Origin of the sequence: Enterococcus avium, assembly GCF_002891025.1 — a bacterium.
Taxonomy (GTDB): Bacteria; Bacillota; Bacilli; order Lactobacillales; family Enterococcaceae; genus Enterococcus_A; species Enterococcus_A avium.
The window spans coordinates 2969702-2991982 of sequence record NZ_NBSL01000002.1 but is presented as its reverse complement, the minus strand read 5'-3'; the positions used below and the strand labels follow the sequence as shown (position 1 = coordinate 2991982).

At 41.7% G+C, this 22281-nt stretch carries 24 protein-coding genes and 1 riboswitch; of the genes, 2 read left to right on the top strand and 22 right to left on the bottom strand.

Translation table 11 applies throughout. The features are described from left to right. Window positions 1–18: 18 nt before the first annotated feature. The 10 genes from rsmB to AUF14_RS14930 all read right to left on the bottom strand — a co-directional run bounded on the left by rsmB (window position 19) and on the right by AUF14_RS14930 (window position 10048). The gene (gene rsmB, locus AUF14_RS14975) at window positions 19–1371 is read right to left on the bottom strand and encodes a 16S rRNA (cytosine(967)-C(5))-methyltransferase RsmB (protein ID WP_049219853.1); all 1353 of its coding nucleotides are present in this window, start codon (window positions 1369–1371) and stop codon (window positions 19–21) included. Beyond that, a complete protein-coding gene (fmt, locus tag AUF14_RS14970) occupies window positions 1371–2312 on the bottom strand; it encodes a methionyl-tRNA formyltransferase (protein ID WP_016181578.1) in 942 nt (313 codons plus the stop codon). The genes rsmB and fmt overlap by 1 nt, the downstream gene beginning before the upstream one ends. Then, window positions 2305–2796, bottom strand: coding sequence for a peptide deformylase (gene def / locus AUF14_RS14965; protein WP_016181579.1), 492 nt, complete (start codon window positions 2794–2796; stop codon window positions 2305–2307). Before def ends, fmt begins: the two co-directional genes overlap by 8 nt. Window positions 2797–2815: 19 nt before the next feature. Next, window positions 2816–5218: a primosomal protein N' gene (gene priA, locus AUF14_RS14960; protein ID WP_049219854.1), complete on the bottom strand. Its 2403-nt coding sequence runs from the start codon at window positions 5216–5218 to the stop codon at window positions 2816–2818. 158 nt (window positions 5219–5376) lie between these two features. Continuing rightward, window positions 5377–5679: a DNA-directed RNA polymerase subunit omega gene (gene rpoZ, locus AUF14_RS14955; protein WP_010745310.1), complete on the bottom strand. Its 303-nt coding sequence runs from the start codon at window positions 5677–5679 to the stop codon at window positions 5377–5379. Window positions 5680–5683: 4 nt separating this feature from the next. Further along, window positions 5684–6298, bottom strand: a complete 615-nt coding sequence (gmk, locus tag AUF14_RS14950; protein WP_016181581.1) for a guanylate kinase — start codon at window positions 6296–6298, stop codon at window positions 5684–5686. 111 nt (window positions 6299–6409) lie between these two features. Then, complete coding sequence (locus AUF14_RS14945; RefSeq protein ID WP_049219855.1) at window positions 6410–7294, bottom strand: YicC/YloC family endoribonuclease; 885 nt, start codon at window positions 7292–7294, stop codon at window positions 6410–6412. Between the two features lie 20 nt (window positions 7295–7314). Beyond that, entirely contained in the window at window positions 7315–7530 is a 216-nt protein-coding gene (locus AUF14_RS14940) for a YdbC family protein (protein ID WP_016181583.1), read from the bottom strand. 29 nt (window positions 7531–7559) lie between these two features. Then, window positions 7560–9200, bottom strand: coding sequence for a patatin-like phospholipase family protein (locus AUF14_RS14935; RefSeq protein WP_049219856.1), 1641 nt, complete (start codon window positions 9198–9200; stop codon window positions 7560–7562). 143 nt (window positions 9201–9343) lie between these two features. Continuing rightward, window positions 9344–10048 (bottom strand): class A sortase, encoded by a 705-nt coding sequence (locus tag AUF14_RS14930; protein ID WP_016181585.1) that lies wholly within the window; start codon window positions 10046–10048, stop codon window positions 9344–9346. Between the two features lie 267 nt (window positions 10049–10315). Between AUF14_RS14930 and AUF14_RS14925 the strand changes: the two genes are divergently transcribed. Then, window positions 10316–11086, top strand: coding sequence for a hypothetical protein (locus AUF14_RS14925; protein ID WP_049219857.1), 771 nt, complete (start codon window positions 10316–10318; stop codon window positions 11084–11086). A gap of 44 nt (window positions 11087–11130) precedes the next feature. Here AUF14_RS14925 and thiT read toward each other — a convergent pair whose 3' ends face one another. The 3 genes from thiT to AUF14_RS14910 form a co-directional block, all read right to left on the bottom strand. After that, complete coding sequence (gene thiT, locus AUF14_RS14920; RefSeq protein ID WP_049219858.1) at window positions 11131–11715, bottom strand: energy-coupled thiamine transporter ThiT; 585 nt, start codon at window positions 11713–11715, stop codon at window positions 11131–11133. Between the two features lie 49 nt (window positions 11716–11764). Next, a riboswitch (TPP riboswitch) is annotated at window positions 11765–11863 on the bottom strand. A 69-nt stretch (window positions 11864–11932) separates the two neighbouring features. Further along, window positions 11933–12295, bottom strand: a complete 363-nt coding sequence (locus AUF14_RS14915; protein WP_016181589.1) for a hypothetical protein — start codon at window positions 12293–12295, stop codon at window positions 11933–11935. A gap of 72 nt (window positions 12296–12367) precedes the next feature. Continuing rightward, complete coding sequence (locus AUF14_RS14910; protein ID WP_016181590.1) at window positions 12368–12826, bottom strand: low molecular weight protein-tyrosine-phosphatase; 459 nt, start codon at window positions 12824–12826, stop codon at window positions 12368–12370. 53 nt (window positions 12827–12879) lie between these two features. Between AUF14_RS14910 and AUF14_RS14905 the strand changes: the two genes are divergently transcribed. Beyond that, complete coding sequence (locus AUF14_RS14905) at window positions 12880–13848, top strand: 2-hydroxyacid dehydrogenase family protein (RefSeq protein WP_049219859.1); 969 nt, start codon at window positions 12880–12882, stop codon at window positions 13846–13848. Between the two features lie 2 nt (window positions 13849–13850). Here AUF14_RS14905 and AUF14_RS14900 read toward each other — a convergent pair whose 3' ends face one another. From AUF14_RS14900 to mutL, 9 genes are all read right to left on the bottom strand, one after another. Then, window positions 13851–14426 (bottom strand): TetR/AcrR family transcriptional regulator C-terminal domain-containing protein, encoded by a 576-nt coding sequence (locus AUF14_RS14900; protein ID WP_016181592.1) that lies wholly within the window; start codon window positions 14424–14426, stop codon window positions 13851–13853. Window positions 14427–14437: 11 nt separating this feature from the next. After that, window positions 14438–15439 (bottom strand): Holliday junction branch migration DNA helicase RuvB, encoded by a 1002-nt coding sequence (ruvB, locus tag AUF14_RS14895; RefSeq protein ID WP_049219860.1) that lies wholly within the window; start codon window positions 15437–15439, stop codon window positions 14438–14440. 130 nt (window positions 15440–15569) lie between these two features. Further along, window positions 15570–16163: a Holliday junction branch migration protein RuvA gene (ruvA, locus tag AUF14_RS14890; RefSeq protein ID WP_016181594.1), complete on the bottom strand. Its 594-nt coding sequence runs from the start codon at window positions 16161–16163 to the stop codon at window positions 15570–15572. Window positions 16164–16297: 134 nt separating this feature from the next. Then, window positions 16298–17758 carry a helix-turn-helix domain-containing protein gene (locus AUF14_RS14885; protein ID WP_049219861.1) on the bottom strand — a complete coding sequence of 487 codons (1461 nt, stop codon included), beginning with the start codon at window positions 17756–17758 and terminating at the stop codon, window positions 16298–16300. 51 nt (window positions 17759–17809) lie between these two features. Then, complete coding sequence (locus tag AUF14_RS14880; protein WP_376712698.1) at window positions 17810–18508, bottom strand: LrgB family protein; 699 nt, start codon at window positions 18506–18508, stop codon at window positions 17810–17812. Then, the gene (locus AUF14_RS14875) at window positions 18489–18917 is read right to left on the bottom strand and encodes a CidA/LrgA family protein (protein ID WP_049219863.1); all 429 of its coding nucleotides are present in this window, start codon (window positions 18915–18917) and stop codon (window positions 18489–18491) included. Before AUF14_RS14875 ends, AUF14_RS14880 begins: the two co-directional genes overlap by 20 nt. 194 nt (window positions 18918–19111) lie before the next feature. Then, complete coding sequence (msrB, locus tag AUF14_RS14865; protein WP_048721049.1) at window positions 19112–19540, bottom strand: peptide-methionine (R)-S-oxide reductase MsrB; 429 nt, start codon at window positions 19538–19540, stop codon at window positions 19112–19114. Between the two features lie 148 nt (window positions 19541–19688). Continuing rightward, on the bottom strand, window positions 19689–20246 hold the full coding sequence (locus AUF14_RS14860) for a Maf family protein (protein ID WP_049219865.1): 558 nt from the start codon (window positions 20244–20246) through the stop codon (window positions 19689–19691). A gap of 19 nt (window positions 20247–20265) precedes the next feature. Beyond that, a complete protein-coding gene (gene mutL / locus AUF14_RS14855; protein ID WP_049219866.1) occupies window positions 20266–22266 on the bottom strand; it encodes a DNA mismatch repair endonuclease MutL in 2001 nt (666 codons plus the stop codon). Window positions 22267–22281: the final 15 nt, after the last annotated feature.

Genomic DNA, 22281 nt, shown 5'->3' with positions numbered 1-22281 from the left:
TTTGTCCACCTCGTTTGGCTATTTTTTTCGCATTGCACAAATAAAGAAGCCGTCTGTCATAAACATTTCTGGGTATAAAACCAACATTTGTTCATGAATCGCTGGCTGTAATTTCATCTCTAAATCTAGTTCAATTTTTTCAAATTCTGGGTGAGCTGTTAAAAATTCAGCAACTACCATTTGGTTTTCTTCTTTTGCAATCGTACATGTACTGTATACCATAATTCCACCAGATTTCAATGTGGGAGCGCAATTCTTTAAAATTTCTAGTTGAATTTTAGGCAATTGAACAAAATCTTGTGGTTGTTTTTGGTATTTGATATCTGGCTTCCGCCGCATCAAGCCTAAACCTGAACAAGGCGCGTCCACTAAGATACGATCAAAAGTTTCTGGTTCGAAGGTTTCTGCCGCTTCACGAGCGTCCATTTTTTTCGTCACGACGGTATCAGCTACACGTAATCGCTCCGCATTTTCACGAACCAGCTTTAATTTGTGTTCATGAATATCCAGCGCTGTCACTGACCCCTCATCTTGTAATAATGCGGCAATATGAGTGGTCTTTCCTCCTGGAGCTGCGCAAGCATCCAACACTTTTTGTCCTGGTTTGATCTGCATTGCTTGAGCGACAAGCATTGAGCTTTCATCTTGAATCGTCAGCCAGCCATTTTGAAACAATTCACTACCAGCTAAAAAGCCTTTATCCGCTACAATGCCATAAGGCGATAATTCGCTGATACGTGCTTCAATACCATCTTCTTCCAAAGCCTCGATCGCCTCTGCACGTGTTAAAAAGCGTAAATCAATCCGAGCGCTGACACGGCTAGGTTCTAATAAAGACAGGCCTAATTTACGCGTCTCTTTCTCTCCGATTTCTGCAACAAATTTTTCTGTCAGAAACTTAGGCAAACTGATTTCAGTTGCTAATCGCTCAATTGGATCTTGGATCAGATCTAACGAAGGTGCTCCTTCGCGTTGAAATGAGCGTAAAACGCCGTTAACGAATTTCCCTGTACCAGGATTCCCTTTAGCTTTAGCGATTTCCACCGCCTCATTGATAATCGCATGGTCGGGAACGCGATCTAAATAAAGCATTTGATAGATAGATAACTGCAATAAGCTTCTGACCCATGGATCAACTTTTTTTGCTTTTTTGATAAAAGGTTCGATATTATACGCTAACAACAGCTGGCGACTAACAGTGCCGTATACAAGCTCTGTCAAGAGTGCTGTATCTTTACCGTCGACTTGGTTCTTTTGAATCAGTTCATTCAATAATAAATTCGAATAGGCGCCACCACGATTGATCCGCTCGATTGCTTCTAAAGCGGTGAAACGAACGGAGCGTAATAATTTCTTTGGAATCTTTGCCATTAGCCCACCTGCTGCCCTTCAGCAATTGCTTGGCCGCTGCCATTTAAAAAGGCTTGGATCGATTGTTTAGCTTTGCCGGCAGGTTGTAGCTCGTCGATTGCTAGCACCGTTCCTTCACCGCATGCGATATGTAATGCTTTTTTGGTGCGAGAAACAATTGTCCCTGGAGCAGCAGTAGTTGTTTCTTCTAATGGAGTAGCGTGGAAAATCTTCCAGCGTGCACCTTCATAGGTTGTAAATGCCACAGGCCATGGATGCATTCCACGAACCTGATTATCAACTGCTTCTGCTGTTTTTTTCCAATCAATCGCTTCTTGTTCACGACTGATATTTGGAGAAAACGTTGCTTCCTCTTCATTTTGTGGTGTAGGCTTCAATTCGCCAGAGATAATCTTCGGCAAGGTCTCTAACAAAAGCTCTTTACCTACTTGGCTAAGTTTTTCAAACATTGTCCCCACATCATCTTGTTTTGTGATAGCAATTTTTCGCTGGCTGAAAATTCCACCAGCGTCCATTTTTTTGATCATTTCCATGATGGTTACACCCGTTTCGGCTTCGCCTTCCATGATCGCATAATGTACTGGTGCGCCGCCGCGATATTTCGGTAGTAATGAGGCATGAACATTGATTGCGCCTAATTTGGGAACTTGTAATAATTTTTCCGGTAAAAATTGTCCAAAAGCGGCCGTAATCAATAAGTCAGGCGCCAATTCTTTAATCTTCTCCATTTCAGGCGAGCCACTAATTTTTTCTGGCTGGAGAACTAATAGATTATGCTTCAGCGCAGCTTCCTTTACTGGTGTAGGGGTGATAATCTTTTTTCGTCCAACAGGTCGATCAGGCTGTGTGACTACTGCTGCTACATCATAACCAGCTTCAATCAAACTTTCTAAAATAGGGACTGAAAAAGCGGGTGTTCCCATAAATACAATTTTAGTCATTGACATGTTCCTCCATATAACGTTCTAAGTCTTCTGGTTTAATCACTTCAATCACTTGATTGATAAACAATTTTCCATCTAAATGATCGATCTCGTGTTGAAAGGCTCTAGCTAAATATCCATAAGCTGTAACTTCCATCTCTGAGCCTTCGCGGTCATAATAACGAACAGTTACTTCATCCGCTCGTTCCACAGTTCCGTATGTCTCTGGAATTGAAAGGCAACCTTCCACATCAATATTAGTTCCCTTGTGCTCGATGATCTCAGGATTAATAAAATCAAAGCGGTCTCCTTCTTCCACTTCTACCACTGCAAGACGCAGATTCTTACCAATTTGTGGTGCTGCAAGCCCAATACCATCGTGAGCTACCATTGTTTCATACATATCGTCTAACAAATTGACAATCTCGTCAGTGATATATTCAATGGGTTCTGCTTTTTTATTTAAGCGTTCATCAGGATGAATAATAATAGGGTAACGCATAAATTGCTCCTTTCCTGCCCTAAATAAAATACATAGGTTCATTATCAATAGCGATCAACAAACCTTGACGCTGATCTTTTTGACTCACCTGTAAAATATCTTCTAAGGTCGCTTGTAGTTTCGGTTCATTTTTATATTTGATGATCAGTTGATAATAATAGCGGTTTTTAATCCGCAAGATTGCTCCTGGTGTCGGTCCTAGAAGAATGCTTTGCGGGCTTAGCTGTTTGCGCAATTGTTCTGCTAATTGGAAAGCTTTTTGCGCAGCTCGCATCTCTTCTTGATGAGAGACTGTTACTTTAACTGTATAATAGTATGGTGGATAATCCGTCTGATGACGAATTCGCATTTCTTGTTGAAAAAAGCTTTCATAATCATGATGTTGAGCAAGTTGGATTGTGTAATGATCTGGATTAAAGGTTTGAATAATGACCTCCCCGGCCTTTTCTCCACGTCCCGCTCTGCCGCTGACTTGGGTCAGCAATTGAAACGTTCGTTCGCTAGAGCGGAAATCCGGCAGATTCAAGGCAGTGTCAGCATTCAATACGCCAACAAGTGTTACGTTCGGAAAATCCAATCCTTTTGCAATCATCTGTGTGCCTAATAAAATATCCGCTTCATGATCACCGAAGGCCGTCAATATCTTTTCATGGGCTCCTTTGCGTCGAGTCGTATCCACATCCATCCGTAAAACTCGAGCTTCTGGAATTAACTCTTCTAATTCCTCTTGAACCTTCTCTGTACCAGTTCCAAAGTAACGAATCTTATCCTTTCCGCATTCTGGACAGCGACGAGGAATTCCTTCCTCGTGTCCGCAATAATGACAACGCATTGTCTTTGTGTCCATATGCAAGGTCAAAGAGATATCACAATTTGGACAAGGCAAGACGAAGCCGCAGTCACGACACATAACAAATGAAGAGTATCCGCGACGATTCAGCAACAGTACGCTTTGTTCGCCTCTGGCTAAACGGTCACGTAGTTTCTCCTCTAGCTTTTCAGAAAAGGAAGAGTTCAATCGTCGCTGCATTTCTTCACGCATATCAACAATTTCGACGGCTGGTAATGATGCGTGTGCATTTGCACGTTCATTCAGCTTTAATAACTGATAAACACCCTTCTGCCCTCGCGCCCGAGATTCTAAAGAAGGGGTTGCACTCCCTAAAACAACTGGACAATCATGGTATTTCCCACGCCAAATCGCTAGATCACGCGCATGATAACGGGGAGATTCATCTTGTTTGTAGCTAGTCTCGTGCTCTTCATCAATGATGATTACACCTAAATTTTCTAATGGTGCAAAAATGGCTGAACGAGCACCCACTACCACATGAGCTTCTCCACGTTCTAACTTACGCCATTCATCGTATTTTTCTCCTTGCGACAAACCACTATGTAAAACGGCTACTTCACTGCCGAACCGTGCCTTAAAGCGTGTTGCCATTTGCGGCGTCAATGAAATCTCTGGTACCAGCATCATAGCTGTCTGACCATTTGCCAGTACATCTTGAATGACCTGCAAGTAGACCTCTGTCTTGCCGCTGCCAGTTACTCCCTCTAATAAGAAAACCTGATGTTCATGGTTAGCGCTTTTTTGACTGATCACCTCATAAGCGGCTCTTTGTTCGTCGTTCAATTCTAGTGGCGAAGTTGGGCTAATTTCTCTTTCGGCATAAGGATCTCGGTATTTCTCAATCGCTACAAATTCCAGCCAGCCCTTTTTCTCAGCTTGGTTCAGATTGGCTAATGTAAAATCCTCCGCCTTCATTTGTTTCACAGCTATTAGTTTTTCATCGTCCAACTCTGCTAAAAAATCTAACAGTTGTTCTTGCTTATAGGAATTTTTCCGTAACTCGGCTTTTAAACTCTCTAAATTTTCCAGCGCAAAATTTCGCTTAATATAGCGTTCCGTTTTTACTTTGTTTTTTGTATGAACTTCATAGCGTAATTCAATGATACCTTGTTCACGCAAGATTGCTAGTTCCTTTAACCAGCCTTGTGCTTCTGCTTCTTCCCAAGTAAGGGAATCGGCTTCACCAAAATACTTTGCTCTGGCAGCAGCGTCATCTGTTACAAGAAACAAACGTTTTTGATAATCTGCCTTCATTACACTAGGCAGCATGGTTTGTAAGCACGTCACTTTGAAAGCAAAGGTCGTCTCTTTCATGTAATCCGCCAATGCCAATAACTCTTTGTTTAAAACGGGAGTTAAGTCTAACGCTCGGATAATCGGTTTCAAATTGTCAGGTAATGGTTCAGATGCAGTCTCAAAGCCAACCACAAATCCTTGAACATGGCGGGATCCGAAACCGACCTCTACCCGCATTCCAACTTCTACCGCTAATTGAGGCGGGATCAAGTAACTAAATGGCTGATCTGTTTGCATCGCCGGTACATCTACGATCACTTGTGCTAATTTCATTCTTTCCGCCTCCATTCTTAAATATTGTACTCGATTTTAACGACAAACACCTAAATTAATGAAACTATGTAAAGAAAACTTTGACACAAAAAAGAAGGGACTGCGCCAAATTATTTGGTACAATCCCATTTACGCTTCGTCAGCAAAAGAATCTTTGCCTAGTTTTGTTCGTTGCGAATCCGTGCTTCTAGATCGCGTTGATCGCGTTCACGTTGCAAATGGCGTTCTTCTTCTTCCATTTTTAAACGTTCCCGTTTGATTTCTGGATGCGGATCATTAATGACCGTGCCAGCATCAATTTCTTCTAAGGCTTGTCCAACACTTTTTACTGATTCAAATGAATCTAAGGTTGGTTGCGCCCCTGCATCTAATTCATGTGCGCGTTTACTGGCTAAGATAACTAAAGAATATTTTGAATTTACATGGTCTAACAACGTATCAATTGAAGGTTTTAACATCATAAGCTTATATCTCCTTTAACATTTTAATATATTTACCAATCACTCGGTCAACTCGGTAATGTTCACTGACGATGATATCCTTGATTCGATCGACAGCATTTTGTACTTGATCATTGACGACCGCATAATCATAAAGGGCCATCATTTCGATTTCTTGGCGCGCAACACGCATCCGTTCTTCGATCACTTCAGGGCTATCGGTACCTCGTCCAACGATCCGCGCTTTTAATTCTGCCAGATCTGGCGGCGTTAAGAAAATAAAGACACCATCTGGTACTTTTTCTTTTACCTGCTGGGCACCTTGGACTTCGATCTCTAGAAAGACATCTTTTCCTTCATCCAATGTTTTGTTTACATAAGTAAGGGGCGTACCATAATAATTTCCAACATATTCAGCATATTCCAGCATCTCGCCCGCTTCGATCATCGCTTCAAATTCTTCTTTCGTGCGGAAATAATAATCGACGCCGTCTACTTCTCCTTTTCGCATTGGACGGGTGGTCATTGAGACGGAGTATTCGAACTCATTATCGTCTCTTTCAAAAATGGCTTTTCTGACCGTTCCTTTTCCAACTCCGGAAGGTCCCGATAATACAATCAACAGTCCTCGTTCAGACATACTAACGCCCTTTCATGCTCTTTTTCGCTAACGCCTATTGTGCACTTTTTTTGTGAAAATTTCAAGAGGCATCGTTAAGCTGCTCCATATTTCTTATAGAATCCCTCAAAACTATTCAACATTTTGGATTTGTTCTCGAATTTTTTCTAAAATCGTTTTTAATTGAACTACAATATCCTTAATCTGGATCGGGCTGGATTTTGAACCAATCGTGTTGACTTCTCGATTCATTTCTTGCAACAAGAAATCTAGCTCTCGACCAACAGGTTCGGTCGCTTGCAACAGTTTCGCTAATTTTTCTATATGAATACTCAAACGATCCAATTCTTCATGAATATCGCCTCGTTCCAATAAAATCGCTAGTTCGGTTAATAAGCGATCTTGGTCGACAGTGTTTCCCAAATATTCCTCTAATTTTGCTTGGTATCGTTGCTGAAAATCTGCTTCATATTCATCCACAAATCCATTTAACTCTACTACTAGGACCTGGACCTTACTGCCATAGTCTATTAAAACTTTTTGAATACCTGCCCCTTCAGATTCACGACTAGCTGCTAATTGAGTAAAAGCTTCATTAGCTACTGCTTGGACTAATTCCTCCAGCGTATCTTCTTCTGTGGGCTGGTCAATCAACGTCACAAAATCACTTTGTTCCATCGCCTTAACTAGGACTTGCTCCACCGGGAAATCAACGATTCCAAAATGTTCCTTTCCACCATTTTGCAACTCTGTAACCAACTGCTGCAGCAGCGGCCAATCAACTGAAATCTGCTTGTTTCCACTTTTTAACGGGGTTAAGTTAATGAATACATCGACGCGTCCTCGTTGGATTTTTTCCTTCGCGATCTTACGAATTAGGGACTCAAAAGGGTTTAATTCCTTGGGCATTCGAATCTGCAGATCTAAAAAACGATTATTGACGCTTTTTAGTTCAATAGTTAATTCATAAGCATCATTGATTTGCACTGCTTGCCCATAACCGGTCATACTCTTCATATTATCTGATCCCTTCTTGATTACATCTTATTTAGCGTTTCCTTCAAGGCAGCAAATTCTTCATTACTTAATGTTACACCTTTGCCCATTTTTTCATGATTGGGAGCCCAGTCCCGTAAATCAAATTTCGGCGGCCGTTCATTCCAGCTCACCAAATTTAGTTCCTTGCGCCAGCCCTTCGGATTTTCCGATAGTACCGCGATTTCTTCGACGATTTCATAATTAAACTCTGCCATTATAGTTCCTCCTAATATATAACTAAAAATTACTTATCATTGTACAAATCATTAATAAGATAGCCATTTCGCATGTATTTTAAAAAAACTGCCAGCATGGTAGGTATCGGCCAACGGCGATAAAACTTCTCGAGAGAACCTTGTAGCTGATAAATTTGTAAAACTTGATAATAAGTAGAAAAAATATTGTGATTCTCAATAAAATCTTCAATTTGCTCTTGTACTGAAAAATTGGCATTCAATTTGATCGGCATCTCAAATTGCCGCAGGATAGTCTCGATAAACTCCTGTGGCGTAAAAACACGAACTGGCGAAACGTTTACCCAATAGGCAAAAAATTCCATGAATGCCAAACTAAGCAATTCGATCGGGATATTTTGTTGAAAAAACTTTTTCAGTTCTGGATAAAGAGTAGCTCTATTGACTGCGATTTCCGTTTTGAGATAACGTAAAAACTTCTTAGTTATTCTTTCAAAATCTACGTTACGACTAAAAAAGTAGCGATAGCCCTGCAATTCGCCCAGTGCTCGTTTGGTCTCCAAATAGCCCAAGTCAATATTTTCCGAAGAACGCGCACTCTGAAACAACAATAAATCCCCCAAACTCCAAGGACTTACCAAAGACAGTTCAGCAATCTCATTTGGTAGTCGATACTTCTTGTCCAAGCCCGGACCATGAACATCTACTATGATCACTTCCGTTATCGGTTTTTGTAAGGCGATATCCACTGGCAAATTATTGCGGTAGCCGCCATCCACATAAAATTCATTCTTTATTTTAGCCATTGTCATCATAGGGAAAAAGGAAGCGGATGCCAGCAACCAATCAATCATCTCCTCTTCACGGCACTCGTTAAGGGAAACAACCACTTCTTGAAAAGCGGGAACCTTAGTCGTGACAATATAAAAGGGACAACCTTCTTGAATACTCTGAACATCCAGCCGCTCTTCCAATAAGCGCCTAAGTGGTTCTGAAGAAATGCCGCGTTGCCGTAAAGAGGTTCGAACAAACGTCCGCAGCTGATCCACCTGCGCCGAAAAATCAAGCTCTTCCACTTCCTTGAAGGTAATGTCTAATACCTTATCGGTCTCGATTTCCTCCCATAGTGCTAAGGCTTGGTTATAATCTCCTTGGGCAATCAGTGCCCCATTTAATCCTCCGACTGAGGTTCCTGTAATCACTTCAAATTGAATGTTCTTTTCCAATAATGCTTTCCAAACGCCAATTTGATAAGCGCCGCGCGCCCCGCCGCCACCTAATACAAGTCCAGTATGATAAACCATTTCTTTTTGCCAAACACCGTTATTCAGCTGATAACCTTGGGCAATCAGCCACTGTTGAAGAATCAGGTTTGCTTCAATCTTTATCTGCAATTTCTGTTTGAGCTTTTGGCGTGCGGCATTTTCCAGCATCACAAAAGCTGTCTGCCAGTTCAGTTCTGTTGAAATCAATAGATTTTTGATCCGCCAACTATCACTCTCATCCATTTTATCTACCAGCAGCCAATGTGACTTGCATTGTATCCAATAGCCTTCACCGCGTTTTACAGTTGCTAAAAAAGCCGACCGACCTTGACTATGAGAGGCATAAAATGGAAAGAGCAGCTGCATTTGTTGGAATCTCCCCCAAAATGCTAAGACATCCGACATGTAAATTCGCTTTAGCTCCATCGTGTCCTCCCTTCTGTTTATCGTTAATTAACGGCATATATTTCTTTCAGTATAGCAGAAATTTTCTAGTAACAAAAAACCTCAAGGCGAGCCTTGAAGCTTTCTGATAAAGGTTTATTCCACAAACTAACTATTCAAGGTGTTTAATAGGTGCGCTGCTCCATTTCGAACGCCTTACGCATCGTATTAGTAGCATTGTCAACTGGCGTCATAGCTACTAGATCTCCTTGAACGATGATGCGAGTAACTCCTTCAATTTCACCACAGGTTATCAAGGTAACCTGCTGTTTATCTGGCTGCACATCCAGATATTTTACTTCTGTCGGTTGTACTCGAACTTTTAACGTGGTCTTATAGGTATAGATATTATGCAAATCAGTCAAATAAATCAAATCGCCCTCTTTGACGCTTTCAAGAGGTGTAAATAACAGTCCCGGACGATCTGCTCGGTGACTCGCCAAGGCATAATTACCTTCGCCAAGCTTTTGATCTGGAGACAATGTCCCTGCTCCGTAAAGCAGCACCTCATTGGATAAGCCCTTGAAAATCGGCAGGTTAATCTCCACTGATGGGATGGCAATTCCGCCGATCACTGGTAAGCGTTTATTACTTAATTGCGCCTGCAATACCGCTTCAGTGCTTGCCGGTTCTACCGCATCAAAATCAAAGGATGCTTCTTTTTCCATGTTTTTATCAATTTCATTTCGATCCATTTTCGCTACGGCATACCGCTCACCATTATATTGCATCAAAAAATATTTGATTTGATTGTTAAAAATCAAAGCCAAGCCTACTAACAATAATAAGAAAAGAAAAATATTTATTAGCCAATTTCTTTTTTTCTTCATCACATGCCTCCTGCATTCTTGCGCTAATCATATCATACCCTATTAAATCTCGTGATACTACTTTCACTTAATAGAAAAAATTTAAAAAAATGAAATAAACAGATGGTAGATTCGTTATTTATTAAAATGATTTTATATGTTAAAAAGGTGCTTTAATGTTGCAGTTATTAAGGGGTTTGTAATCAAATTTTAAAATAAAAGATACGAGCTTTTTTTTTATTATTGAGTTAAAATGATTGTGACGACTATTAGAAAGGGTGAAAATTTGTGCCAGAAACGTTATTTGCTTATATTGATTCCACAAGTAATGCTGTGCTCTCAAAAGGTTTTTCACCCAGCGATTTTGTTGATGGAATCGTTCATCAGCCGAAACATTTGTTATTGCTAGATCCAGTCGCAGAAGCTGGAGAATACGAGCCCCATACAGGTTTGAAAATCGTTAATAGTCCTGATCAAGTCCAACAATTTTTTAACAACAAGGTATTCACACATTCAAAAGGAATTAAGTGGATTGATTTTAATGATTACGCAATGTTGAAGGAACTAACTCCATTAGAAATTTCTGAACTACTATATTTTGGGCATATGCGAACACATCTGCATTCACCCTTTTTTTATAAATTACAAAATAATTTCGTCTATTTTAATTTGGGAAACGAAACGATGCGTGTATATTATCGCTACCTGGATGAATTCTATCGTATCTTAGCTAGTAAGTTGACTCGAATCGTCTTAGAAAAAGTTAACGATCGCCGATCTTTTTTCCGCAAAGGCTCTTCAGTTGCTCCCTTAGATGGCGAACTGTTGAAGGAATTATATCCGATCCTACAAGAAGGTGCAATTTTTTGCCTCAGTCAATCTGAATTGAAAAATCGCGTTTACAGCATCCCAATATTCTTATCCGATGAAAAAGGTTGGCGCCGCAGTCCTAAAAACTACAAAAAGGAACAACAGATCGCGGAAATCACTTACGACACTGCCAAACAGCTTTGGACACTAGACATTGAGAATGATGATCCAGTCTTTTCATTCCGATAAAAAAGCATTTGCCTACACAGGACAAATGCTTTTTTTGCTATCTATTAATGACTTTGTTTTTGAATTAAATGGCGATCCTTCGGCAAATACAATTGCGGTGCCTTTTCTGCGACCACAACAGCGACAATAGCCGTCACAACGGCGGTTGCTAAACCGCTAACTCCATTCATAACAAGAGAAAAGATCCATGGATTCATTCCCCATAAAGCATAACTTCCCCAAAACACCACGCCAGCAATAAAATGCCAGAAAAATCGTGCTCCTGTTCCGATAAATGTTCCGAAAACAATATTCCTTCGCACGCTCCGCATATCCTGCTCACTCAAAGCTTTTTGAACCTTTTTCGCATATAATCCAGCAAAACCGGCAAAGGTAAACGCGATTGGATACTCGATTAATACTTGAACAACGCTGAGATAAACAACCTGACTCGCTGGAAAATGCAAGATTCCCCAAATGAAAGCTGCCATCAGCGCGGGCTTCAACCCACGGCGCAGAGCAAACAATGTCAGTGGGATCATTCCCAGTGAAATCGTGAAGCTGCTGCCGATAGTGGTCGGTATAAAAGATAATACCAACGCTAAGGCTGCCACCACTGTTCCTTCCACTAAAATTCTTGTCTTATACATAAAAAAACTCCTCCTTTTGAACATACAGTCCACAAAGGAGAAGTAAATATCTTTACTTCATCACAATTCCTACGCTCGAATAACCGAAACAGGTACTAGGGTTTAGAGTAATCTCAATCTCAGCCCGAGGGCTCCCCTTTGCGACAGTATTATTCTATTTTCTAGTACATCCAGAGTATAACAGATGTCGGTTTGCTCGTAAATGTATAAAATACTTTTATCGGGAAATACTTTCTTGATCCCCACTTGGTGATAAGGTCGTCACCTTTTTGATCCGATCAATCGTCAACATCACCAATTGATTATCTTGAGTACGGATAACGATAGAATCATTAGTCACCGCTTTAGGCAGCCAACCAGAGATTGTTTGAAATTTTTCTTCGTTGTTTTCATCCTGAACTTGAATGACTACTAAACTATTCTGTAGAGATGCCATTTTCAGTTTGAGAAAAATATTCTCATTGGCCTGCTCTTGAGCACGTTTTTCAGCAGAATCATTCAAAAAATCCGAGATGAAACGATACGACGAATTTGAAAACAGCTTGATTAAATTCTTCTTGGGCTTCTCGTTTTTAGTCATTCAGCTTCCTCCTATCAAGAGCATGGTTACGTAGTTTGATTTTACTTAAATTCAAACGAAAAAACAAGGAATCTAATCCATTTCAAAAAAAGTTAACCATTCGTTTAAACCTTTCTGAATTAAATCATAGGTTTCTTCAAAATTCCCTGTATACCACGGATCGGGAATTCCTTCGCCTGTGCAGCCCGGAACACGATCTAAATAAAGATAAATCTTGTCTTCAGTTCCTGCTGGCGCCATCGCTTGCAGGTCACTGACATTTTCTTGATCCATCCCAATAATGTAATCAGTATCATAAAAATCTTCCTTCGTCACTTGACGCGCACGCATTCCTTTGGCCGAAATGTGGTGCTGCGCTAGTATTTTTTGTGTTCCAGGATGAGGTGGATTTCCTACTTCCCAGCGACTCGTAGCTGCCGAATCAACGTCAAAATCAGTCACATGTTTTGTTTTAAAGGCATCGCGAAAAATTGCTTCTGCCATAGGTGAGCGGCAAATATTTCCCATACAAACGAATAGAATCTTTTTCATGTCATACCTCCTGTGCTATAGTCAATTTATCGAAATGAAATGAGGGATTGTAAATGAGTAAAATTTATCTTTCCGCCAAACTGCCAGAGCTTGGCACAAACTTATTAAAAGAAGCCGGACTTGATTATCAAGTCTATGAAGGCATCGGATTAATTTCAAAAAAGGAACTTATCAAAAATATTTCTGACTGTGAAGTATTGATTTGTCCCCTATCAACACAGGTTGATCGCGAAGTCATTGATGCTGCACCTGAATTGAAATTGATTGCCAATTTTGGGGCCGGCTTTAACAATATCGACAGTGCCTATGCGAAGGAGAAAAAAATCTATGTAACAAATACACCCGTGGTCTCCACCAACGCAACCGCAGAATTAACAGCTGGTTTGATTATCAGCTTATCTCGTCGAATCGTCGAAGGAGATCGCTTGATGCACGATCAAGGCTTTGATGGCTGGGCACCGCTCTTTTTCTTAGGCCATGAATTAAAGGATAAAACATTAGGAATCATCGGCATGGGACAAATCGGACAAGCCTTAGCCCGTATGATGAACGCATTTGGGATGAAAATCCTCTATACTCAGCGCCGACCATTGACTCCTGAGCTGGAGAAAAAATTGCAGGCAACCTATGCTTCTCAAGCCGAGGTAATTCAGCAGGCTGATGTTTTGACTCTGCATGCACCGTTAACAGAAGAGACCCATCATCTGCTGACAAATGAAGCATTTGAGCAAATGAAAGACACTGCCTTCCTGATCAATGCAGCACGCGGTCCATTAATTGATGAAGCAGCCTTGCTTCAAGCCTTGAAAAATCATCAAATTGCCGGGGCAGCTTTGGATGTCTACGAGTTCGAGCCACAGGTCACTAAAGGTTTGGAAAAATTGTCCAATGTCATCTTGACGCCTCACATTGGCAACGCCAGCGTAGAAGCTCGGGATCAGATGGCTGAGATCGTGGCAAACAATGCCATCGCTATCGAAAAACACGAATCAATCAAACACATCGTCAATGGACTGGAATGAGCTTAACGCTCATTCCAGTCTTTTTCATACAAGCGATAGGCAAAAAATTCGATATCCTTTGCAAAGCGAAACAACTGTGCCGCAATAGTAATCGGCGGCTGATTCGCCCCTGCTAACAACCAATCAGTCAAAATACCGCCGCAGCCGTGGGCTAAAAAGCGGGCATAAAATTCTTTGTCTGTCGGGGAAAGCTCCCCTTCCCGATCAACCTCATCGAACAGACGAACAAATAGACGCTGCGCCAGCTCATTGAACTCTTTTGTTAATACTTCTGGCTTTGCCTTTACGGTATTCAAATAAAATTGATGACAAAGCTGCATCTTTTTTAACATTTTAAGAACGGATTCTTCCCAATTCGTCAATGCTAGCTCCTCAGAAATTAAATATTGCAGTCCTCGTTGATAATACGCGTAATGGAGCAGATCGTCCTTGTCTTTAAAATGATAATAAAATGTTTGGCGGTTCAGATTAGCCTTTTGACTGATATCTTGAACAGTGATTTTGTCATAATTTTTTTCTTGGCATGCAGTAACTAGGGCTTGGACAAATGCTTCCTTGGTTGCTTTTCCTTCCGCCATTTTTTCACCTTCTATGTTTGATAAGGATAATTGAAATGTTCATACGCTAACGGTGTCGCCATGCGCCCCCGTTGTGTCCGTTTGATAAACCCCTTCTGGATCAAATAGGGTTCATACATATCTTCTACAGTCTCACGTTCTTCACCGATGTTGACTGCTAATGTGCTTAAGCCGATCGGTCCCCCATGATAAAGCTCGATCATCGTCTTCAGTAATTTCTGATCGACATAATCTAACCCTGCTTCATCCACCTGTAGTAATCCTAACGCCTGATCTGCAACAGTGCGATCAATTACGCCATCTGATTGAACCTGGGCAAAATCACGAATCCGTTTCAGCAAACGATTGGCGATCCGCGGTGTTCCCCGTGAGCGACGAGCGATCTCAATCGCTCCTTCTTCCACAATCTCCGTTTGAAAAATATCGGCTGACCGCAGAACGATTTCTCGCAAATCATCCTCTTCGTAATACTCCATATGAGAAATAATCCCAAATCGATCTCGTAATGGCGCCGACAACATCCCTGCACGTGTCGTCGCGCCAACTAAAGTAAAAGGTGGCAAAGGAAAATGTACGGGATGAGCGGTTGGACCTTGCCCCACCATGATATCCACATAATAATCCTCCATCGCTGAATACAGTGTTTCTTCGGCAACCCGCGGCAAACGGTGAATCTCATCGATAAACAAGACATCCCCAGGCTCCAACTCATTCAAAATCGCGACTAAATCACCCGGTCGTTCGATCGCTGGTCCGCTGGTAGAGCGAATCTGCACATCCATCTCATTGGCGATCACCATCGCCATCGTTGTTTTCCCTAAACCGGGCGGTCCATAAAGCAAGACATGATCTAAGGCTTCCTGACGGTTTTTAGCCGCTTCGATGTAGATTGATAGCTCTTGTTTGACCTTATCTTGTCCGATATATTGTGCGAGATAACGAGGACGCAACGATTTTTCTAAACTTTTATCACTCTCATCCGCATCAGGCGAGAGTAAACGTTCTTCATCCATCCCTTTTCCTCCAATTTTCTTTATTACATACTACAAGCATCATACTTTATTTAAGAGCTAACTCAGTAATAAAGTTGATTTTTGCATACCATTCCACTAATCGTGCAAAAGCCACGAGACGGAAGTGGTACTACTTCTTCATCATTAACTTCAATGCTGCCCGTAAATAATCGTCGGTATTTTGTAGACTTTCTTTTTCCAGTACTTTTTCAACCTTCTTGATTTCCTTCGGACTGTAGCCCAACGCCTGCAAAGCTTCCATCGCTTCAGCAAGTGCTGTATCGTCGTTGCCTTCATAAAATAGCGACATTGGATCTTCAACTAATTCGGTTAATTTACCTTTGAGATCCAAGACCATTTGCTGTGCGGTCTTCTTGCCGACACCTGGGAATTTCGTTAAATAGGTCACATCACCGGCTTCGATCGCTTGAATCAATCCCTGATGGTCCTCATTTGCCATAATCGCCAATCCGCTTTTTGGTCCAATTCCCGAAACGGACAACAAACGTAAAAACAGCTCTTTTTCGGCCAACGTTTCAAAACCGTATAATAAATGAGCATCCTCGCGAATGATCTGCTGCACATAGATCGTGACGGACTGCTCCATTTTGCTGCTGTAGCGGTAAGGATTGCCTATCGCGATTTGATAGCCGATCCCATTCACATCCAGCACCACATAGCTGGGACTGATGAAGGTCAAACGACCCGTAATATACTCGTACATAATTGTTCCTTTCTTTGGTTAAGAAAACTGCTTTTCGACAAAAAACTGCCGCTCGTTTCCATTATTTTTTCGTATCGGCAGGCTACCGATAAACTGCACATATGTTCTCATTATTCTAGCACAAAAATCAGCGGTTAAAAACTCTTACCGCCGAATCCTTGTAATAACCTTAATAGAGCAAAATAATCTGCCATATGCAATTCCTGTGTGATCGTTAAAGTTGGCACCTCATCATCCTCATAAATCAGGCTGGTCGTTAGGCAAACATCACTGTCAGTCAATGTTTTTGCAAATACAACTTGGAAATCATTTGCTAAAAACTGGTGTAAATCTTCCTTCAAAAGCGTTTCTTCAAATTCCGGCAGATCAGTCTGGAGAAAAATCCTCAACACAGGCTGCATCGTTAATTCCGGTAAACGTCGCAAGACCGATAGATAACGTCCGAATAAAATGGATTCATTGCCACCTTGATCCGCTAAAAGCTCAGAAACAAACGCTGCAAGCTTTGGCTGTTGTCGTGTAACCTTCGTCCAAAAAGCTTTTCCATTGATATTAAAGCGAATCATAGGAAATAAATGATGGTACAAATGCCCGCTGATCAAATAGTTCTCCGCATGTAACGCTTGAAATTTTTTCCAAGTCGCGTGGTCATTGATTTTCTTTTCCAAGAGCTGATCCATCGCTGCTACTTCCTCAAACACCAAAAATGGCGGTCTAGCCAATAAGCTATGGATTTTCTCTGCGATAGTGGGTACACGATAGTACTCCTCTCGTGTTAATAAATGTAAAAAAAGATTTCCTAGTGAAGTTTGCTTTCGAAAGTAAATAGGCACAATGGGTCTTAGTTGGCGAGCAAAATCATTAAAGAGTGGGTCATCATTTAAGACGCCTTGAGTGCTCGAAGTCTTTTTTAATGCGTGCTGCTGAACCTCTCGCAGCAAGTGTGCCGCTACCAAATATTCCAAACGCTGTGCTTTAATAGGATTCAACTCGACTCGAAAAAATTGCTGGATCTCTCGACTTATTTTTCTGATTGGTTCATGCTGCAGTAATGTGAAGGGCCAATTTTTACCACGAAACAAGCGCCAATAATAGACCGATAGATACATTCGTACAACCGATTCCGGTGCTTGGAAAAGTACCTCTCCTCGTTGAATGGTTAATTGCAGCGGCAACAATTCTTTACTTAGTTCCTTTAATTTACGTCGGATCGTAGACTCGCTGCGGTATAATTTATCACTTAGCTCCTTGATTGTTCGAATATTTTCGATAATTAACAGATTAAGCAGGCGATAGGCTAACGAATGACGAATCAAATCGACCAAAAATTGATTTTCTTCCATCGTCTGAGCAGCAATCAACAGACGATAACTGTTTCCCTTTTTTTCAAATAGTGGCAATTCTGTTTCGGTGAATCGGTGATACTGTTTACTCAGTTCCGTCAGCAGTCGCTGCACACTGCGAACATCCAATTTAAGCATCTCAGCTAATTCACTTTTCTTATACAGCTGACCATCATCCATCACTTCCAATAATCGGACGCTAAGATATACATCCTTTTCATAATGTTGTAATTCCAGCGCTTTGATATACATAAAAAAACTCCTTCACGCTACATTTTAGCAAAAGAGCGCAAGGAGCTGGTACTAAAGACCTTCGAATAGACGAAATAAAATCGGCAGCAGCGCCACCGTTACTAACCCATTGACACAAATACATAAACCAGCAAGAATACCCTCTAGTTCACCAATCTCGATCGCTCGACCGGTACCAATCGCGTGAGAGGTACTGCCTAAAGCGATGCCTTTTGCCACGGGACTTTGAATATTGAAAATTTGGAAAACCTTTGTTCCAACTAAAGCCCCGAAAATCCCCGTCGAAACAACGATTGCTAAGGTCACTGGCGAAATGCCGCCCATCTGGCTAGACAGATCAACTGAGATCGCTGTGGTCACTGATTTTGGCAATAACGAAACGACAATCCCTTGTTTCAATGAAAATAAGCGACCGATTCCAACACTTAGTAAACAGTTAAGTACCACACCCACCAATGTTCCTAAAATCACCGGCAAAAAATATTTCTTAAGCTTATCGAAATTTTGGTAAAGGGGCAAAGCTAACGCCACTGTCGCTGGTGTAATCATCATGGTAAATAAATTGCCGCCTATGTTGTACTCCTGATAGCTGATTCCGCTGAATTTCAACAAAATAATGATAATGGCCACACTTGCGATCAAAGGATTGATGAAAGGGATGTTCACCTTACTCAACAATTTTTCCATCGCTAGATAGATAAGCAAAGTAAGTGCTAATCCAAAAAGCGGGTTACTCGCCAGCGCTGAAATCATCCGCTTCACCTCGCAGTTTCCCAACTTTTTCAACCAGTCGCGCCTTTTCTTCCTTGCTCTTCATGCTGATTCTTTCAACAAATTCCGCTGTTTTCCCGACAGCTACAAGCGAGACAAGAGAGCACAAAACAACTGCGCCTAACAGGATCGGCCACGTGTATTTAATGGCTCCGTAATATTGCATCAAACCGACACCAGCTGGTACAAATAAAATCGTCAAATGGTTTAACAGAAAGTTTGCTGTATCCTCAATTGCCGATGGCTTTAATAATTTGATTTGGAAGGAAAGAAAGAGGAGCACAATACCGATGATGCTGCCCGGAACAGGTAAATGAAGAAACATCCGCAGACCTTCGCCAATAATAGAATAGAGAAATAACAGACTTAATTCTTTAAATAATTTCACAAATATCGCCTTTTCTAAAAATAGGATAGTTCCAGTATAGCGAAAAAAGATAGCTATTTTCTCCAAATTTTGTTGAAATTACATGCATTTTCTGAAAAGCGGACATCATTTGCAACTGAATATGGAAAAGGAAAAAACTAAGAAAATCACTAAAAGAAGAAATACAAAAAAGTGCGCCGATTTCTCGGCACATTTTATTTAACAAGTTCCTTATATTGACCGTAGCCTGCTTCTTCCATCTCATCGACTGGAATAAATCGCAATGCTGCGGAGTTGATGCAATAGCGCAAGCCGCCTTGATCTTGCGGACCATCGTTAAACACGTGTCCTAGATGGGAATCGGCTTCTTTACTGCGGACCTCTACTCGATGCATGCCATGAGAAAAATCTGCCTTTTCAGCCACTCCACGCTTTTCGATCGGACGACTAAAAGCTGGCCAACCACATCCGGCGTCGTATTTGTCAGTAGAAGAAAATAAGGGCTCACCGCTGACGACATCAACATAAATGCCTTTTTGATAGAAATCATCATATTTTCCAGAAAATGGACGCTCTGTCGCATTTTCCTGCGTCACTGCATATTCGATGGGTGAAAGTTTCTTTTTCAATTCTTCCTGCTCCATGGTTCTTCCCCGCTTTCATGATTACTTAGAACACGCTGAGCATACACCCGATGAGAAAAAGATACGAAAAATATGCTCATAGTGCGTGCTTTTACTGCGAAAAGGTAAAGAACACCGAATCGTAATCCGGTGTTCTCCTACATTCTATCTAATAGCTAAACTTCTTCAGCATCTGATTCACCGCACCAACGGGAAAACCGACGATGCTGTAATAGTCGCCTTCGATCTTTTCAACGAAGACACCGGCACCATTTTGGATACCGTATGCACCAGCTTTGTCTTTGTAGTCATCACTATCGAGATAGCGATTAATTTCTCCAGCGGTCAAAGGATAAAAGGTCACAGTAGCGGAAGTTAGTTTTTCCTCCAATTGATCTCCTTGACGAATTACCACGGAGGTATAGACTAAATGGCTGCCGCCGCTCATACTTTCCAGCATACCGAATGCTTCTTCTCGACTCTTAGGTTTGCCGAGGATTTGTTCACCCAGTACGACCACCGTATCACTGGCGATTACTAATGCTTCTGGGTGCTCAGCGGCGACCACTGCCGCTTTTTGCCGCGCCATCTCCATCACATAATCCTTTGGTGCGTACTGATCTTTGACTTCTTCATCAATATCAGCCGGTTGAACGGTGAAATCAGCCATCAGCCAGTGGAGTAATTCTTGTCTTCTTGGTGATTGCGAAGCTAAAATAACGGTCATAACTCTGCTCCTCTTTAGACTAGTGTGGGTCTTGAATTCGTTTGAACATATGCTCCATATCGCTGTTGCTAAAATGAATCAATACTGGACGACCATGGGGGCAGTTGAAAGGATTCTCGCATTGAGCCAAATCCGTCAACAAGACCCGCGCTTGTGCTTCGTTCAAGTGATGGTTGGCTTTGATTGATCGTTTACAGCTCATCATGATGGCTGTTGCTTCACGGAATTTTTTGACGCTAACAGAGCCAGTAACTAAAAGCATATCGATCATTTCCCGAATGATACTTTCCTCTTGTCCGGCTGGATACCACGTCGGATGCGCCCGTACGATGAAGCTGTTAGGGCCAAACTCTTCTAAATAAATGCCGACTTCCTGCAACAACTCCGTTTTTTCTTTCAGCTTGATAGCATCGTTGTTGGGATAATCCAAAACAAATGGCACCAGCAACTCTTGCAGATCATCAGAAACGTCGCCGATTTTTTCGCGGAAATATTCGTATTTGATTCGCTCTTGCGCCGCGTGCTGGTCAATGATATACAAGCCGTCTTTACTTTGAGCAAACAAATACGTCCCATGCATTTGACCGAAATATTCCAACATCGGAAAGCGTTCCTTTGGCTGTTCATTTTCCAGTTTTGTTATCGCCTGTTCAATCACTTTTTCACCAGATTGGGTACTTAGATCAAATTCAGGATGGTCGGCATTAGGCGCTTCTTCATAAACTTGCTCTTCTGTCGGGACCTCTTCTTCAATCAGCGGTTCCGGGGTTTCTTCCACGATCGCTACTTTTTCTTGTTCTGTTTCAAGTGGAACCGTCATGGTTTTTTCAACGATTTCTTCCTTCAGTGGTACCGGTGTTTCGACTGGCTCTGATGGTTTCGGTTCGACGTAAAAAATCCCCGTTTTAGGATCATAGTTCAAGTCACTCTTTTTCTTTGGCTGCTCCTCTAACGGCAAGTCCAATTGTTCCGTGTGAATTTTTTCGACCTTGCGTTTGAAGCTGGGATTTTCACCGACATCAGGAATCAAATTGATCTGGCGCAGACTTTCAGCAATTCCGCGGCTGATCAGCTCCATCAATTCCTTTTCTTTGGATAAACGAACTTCCTGTTTGGTTGGATGCACATTTACATCGACTAACAGCGGGTCCATCGTAATCTCAAGCACCGCAATTGGGTATCGTCCCACCATCAATTTTGACTGATAACCATTAATGATCGCTTTGTTCAGTGCGAAGTTTTTGATATAGCGGCCATTGATGATTACCGATAAATAATTGCGACTTGCACGCGTCACTTCTGGTAACGACACGTAGCCATTCAACGTGAAATCCAAATCTTTCGCATCGACCTTCAACATTTTTTTCGCTGTGGCCACGCCATAAATGCCAGCCAAGGTTTGCTTCAAATCCCCTGTACCACTGGTGCTCAGCATCTTGTGACCGTCATGGACAAGACGAAAGGCGATATTAGGATGGCTCAAGGCCATTCGATTGACGATATCTCCAATATTCGACAGTTCCGTTTGCAGCGACTTCACATATTTTAAACGCGCAGGCGTATTGAAAAACAGGTTTTCTACGGTGATTTTTGTTCCTGTCCGCAAGGAAGCTGGACGATGTTCTTCAATTTTTCCGCCTTTTAAGAAAAGGTAGGAACCTTGTGTTTCATCAGCAGTCGCCGTCTCCAAAGTCATCTCAGACACAGAGGCGATCGACGGTAAGGCTTCACCACGAAAACCCAATGTCCGAATGCGAAATAAATCATCGCGGTTATGGATTTTACTTGTGGCATGACGTTTAAAGGCATTCTCAACATCGTCTTGATTGATGCCTTCGCCATTGTCTACGATCTGGATCTTTTTCAAGCCTGCTTCTTCGATCAAAATATCGATCTGTGTTGCTTTTGCGTCGATTGCGTTCTCAACCAATTCTTTGACAACTGAGGCAGGACGTTCGACGACTTCTCCTGCGGCGATCTGATTGGCTAAGCGTTCGGATAATTCTTGGATCTTTCCCATCGAATTCCCCCTTGT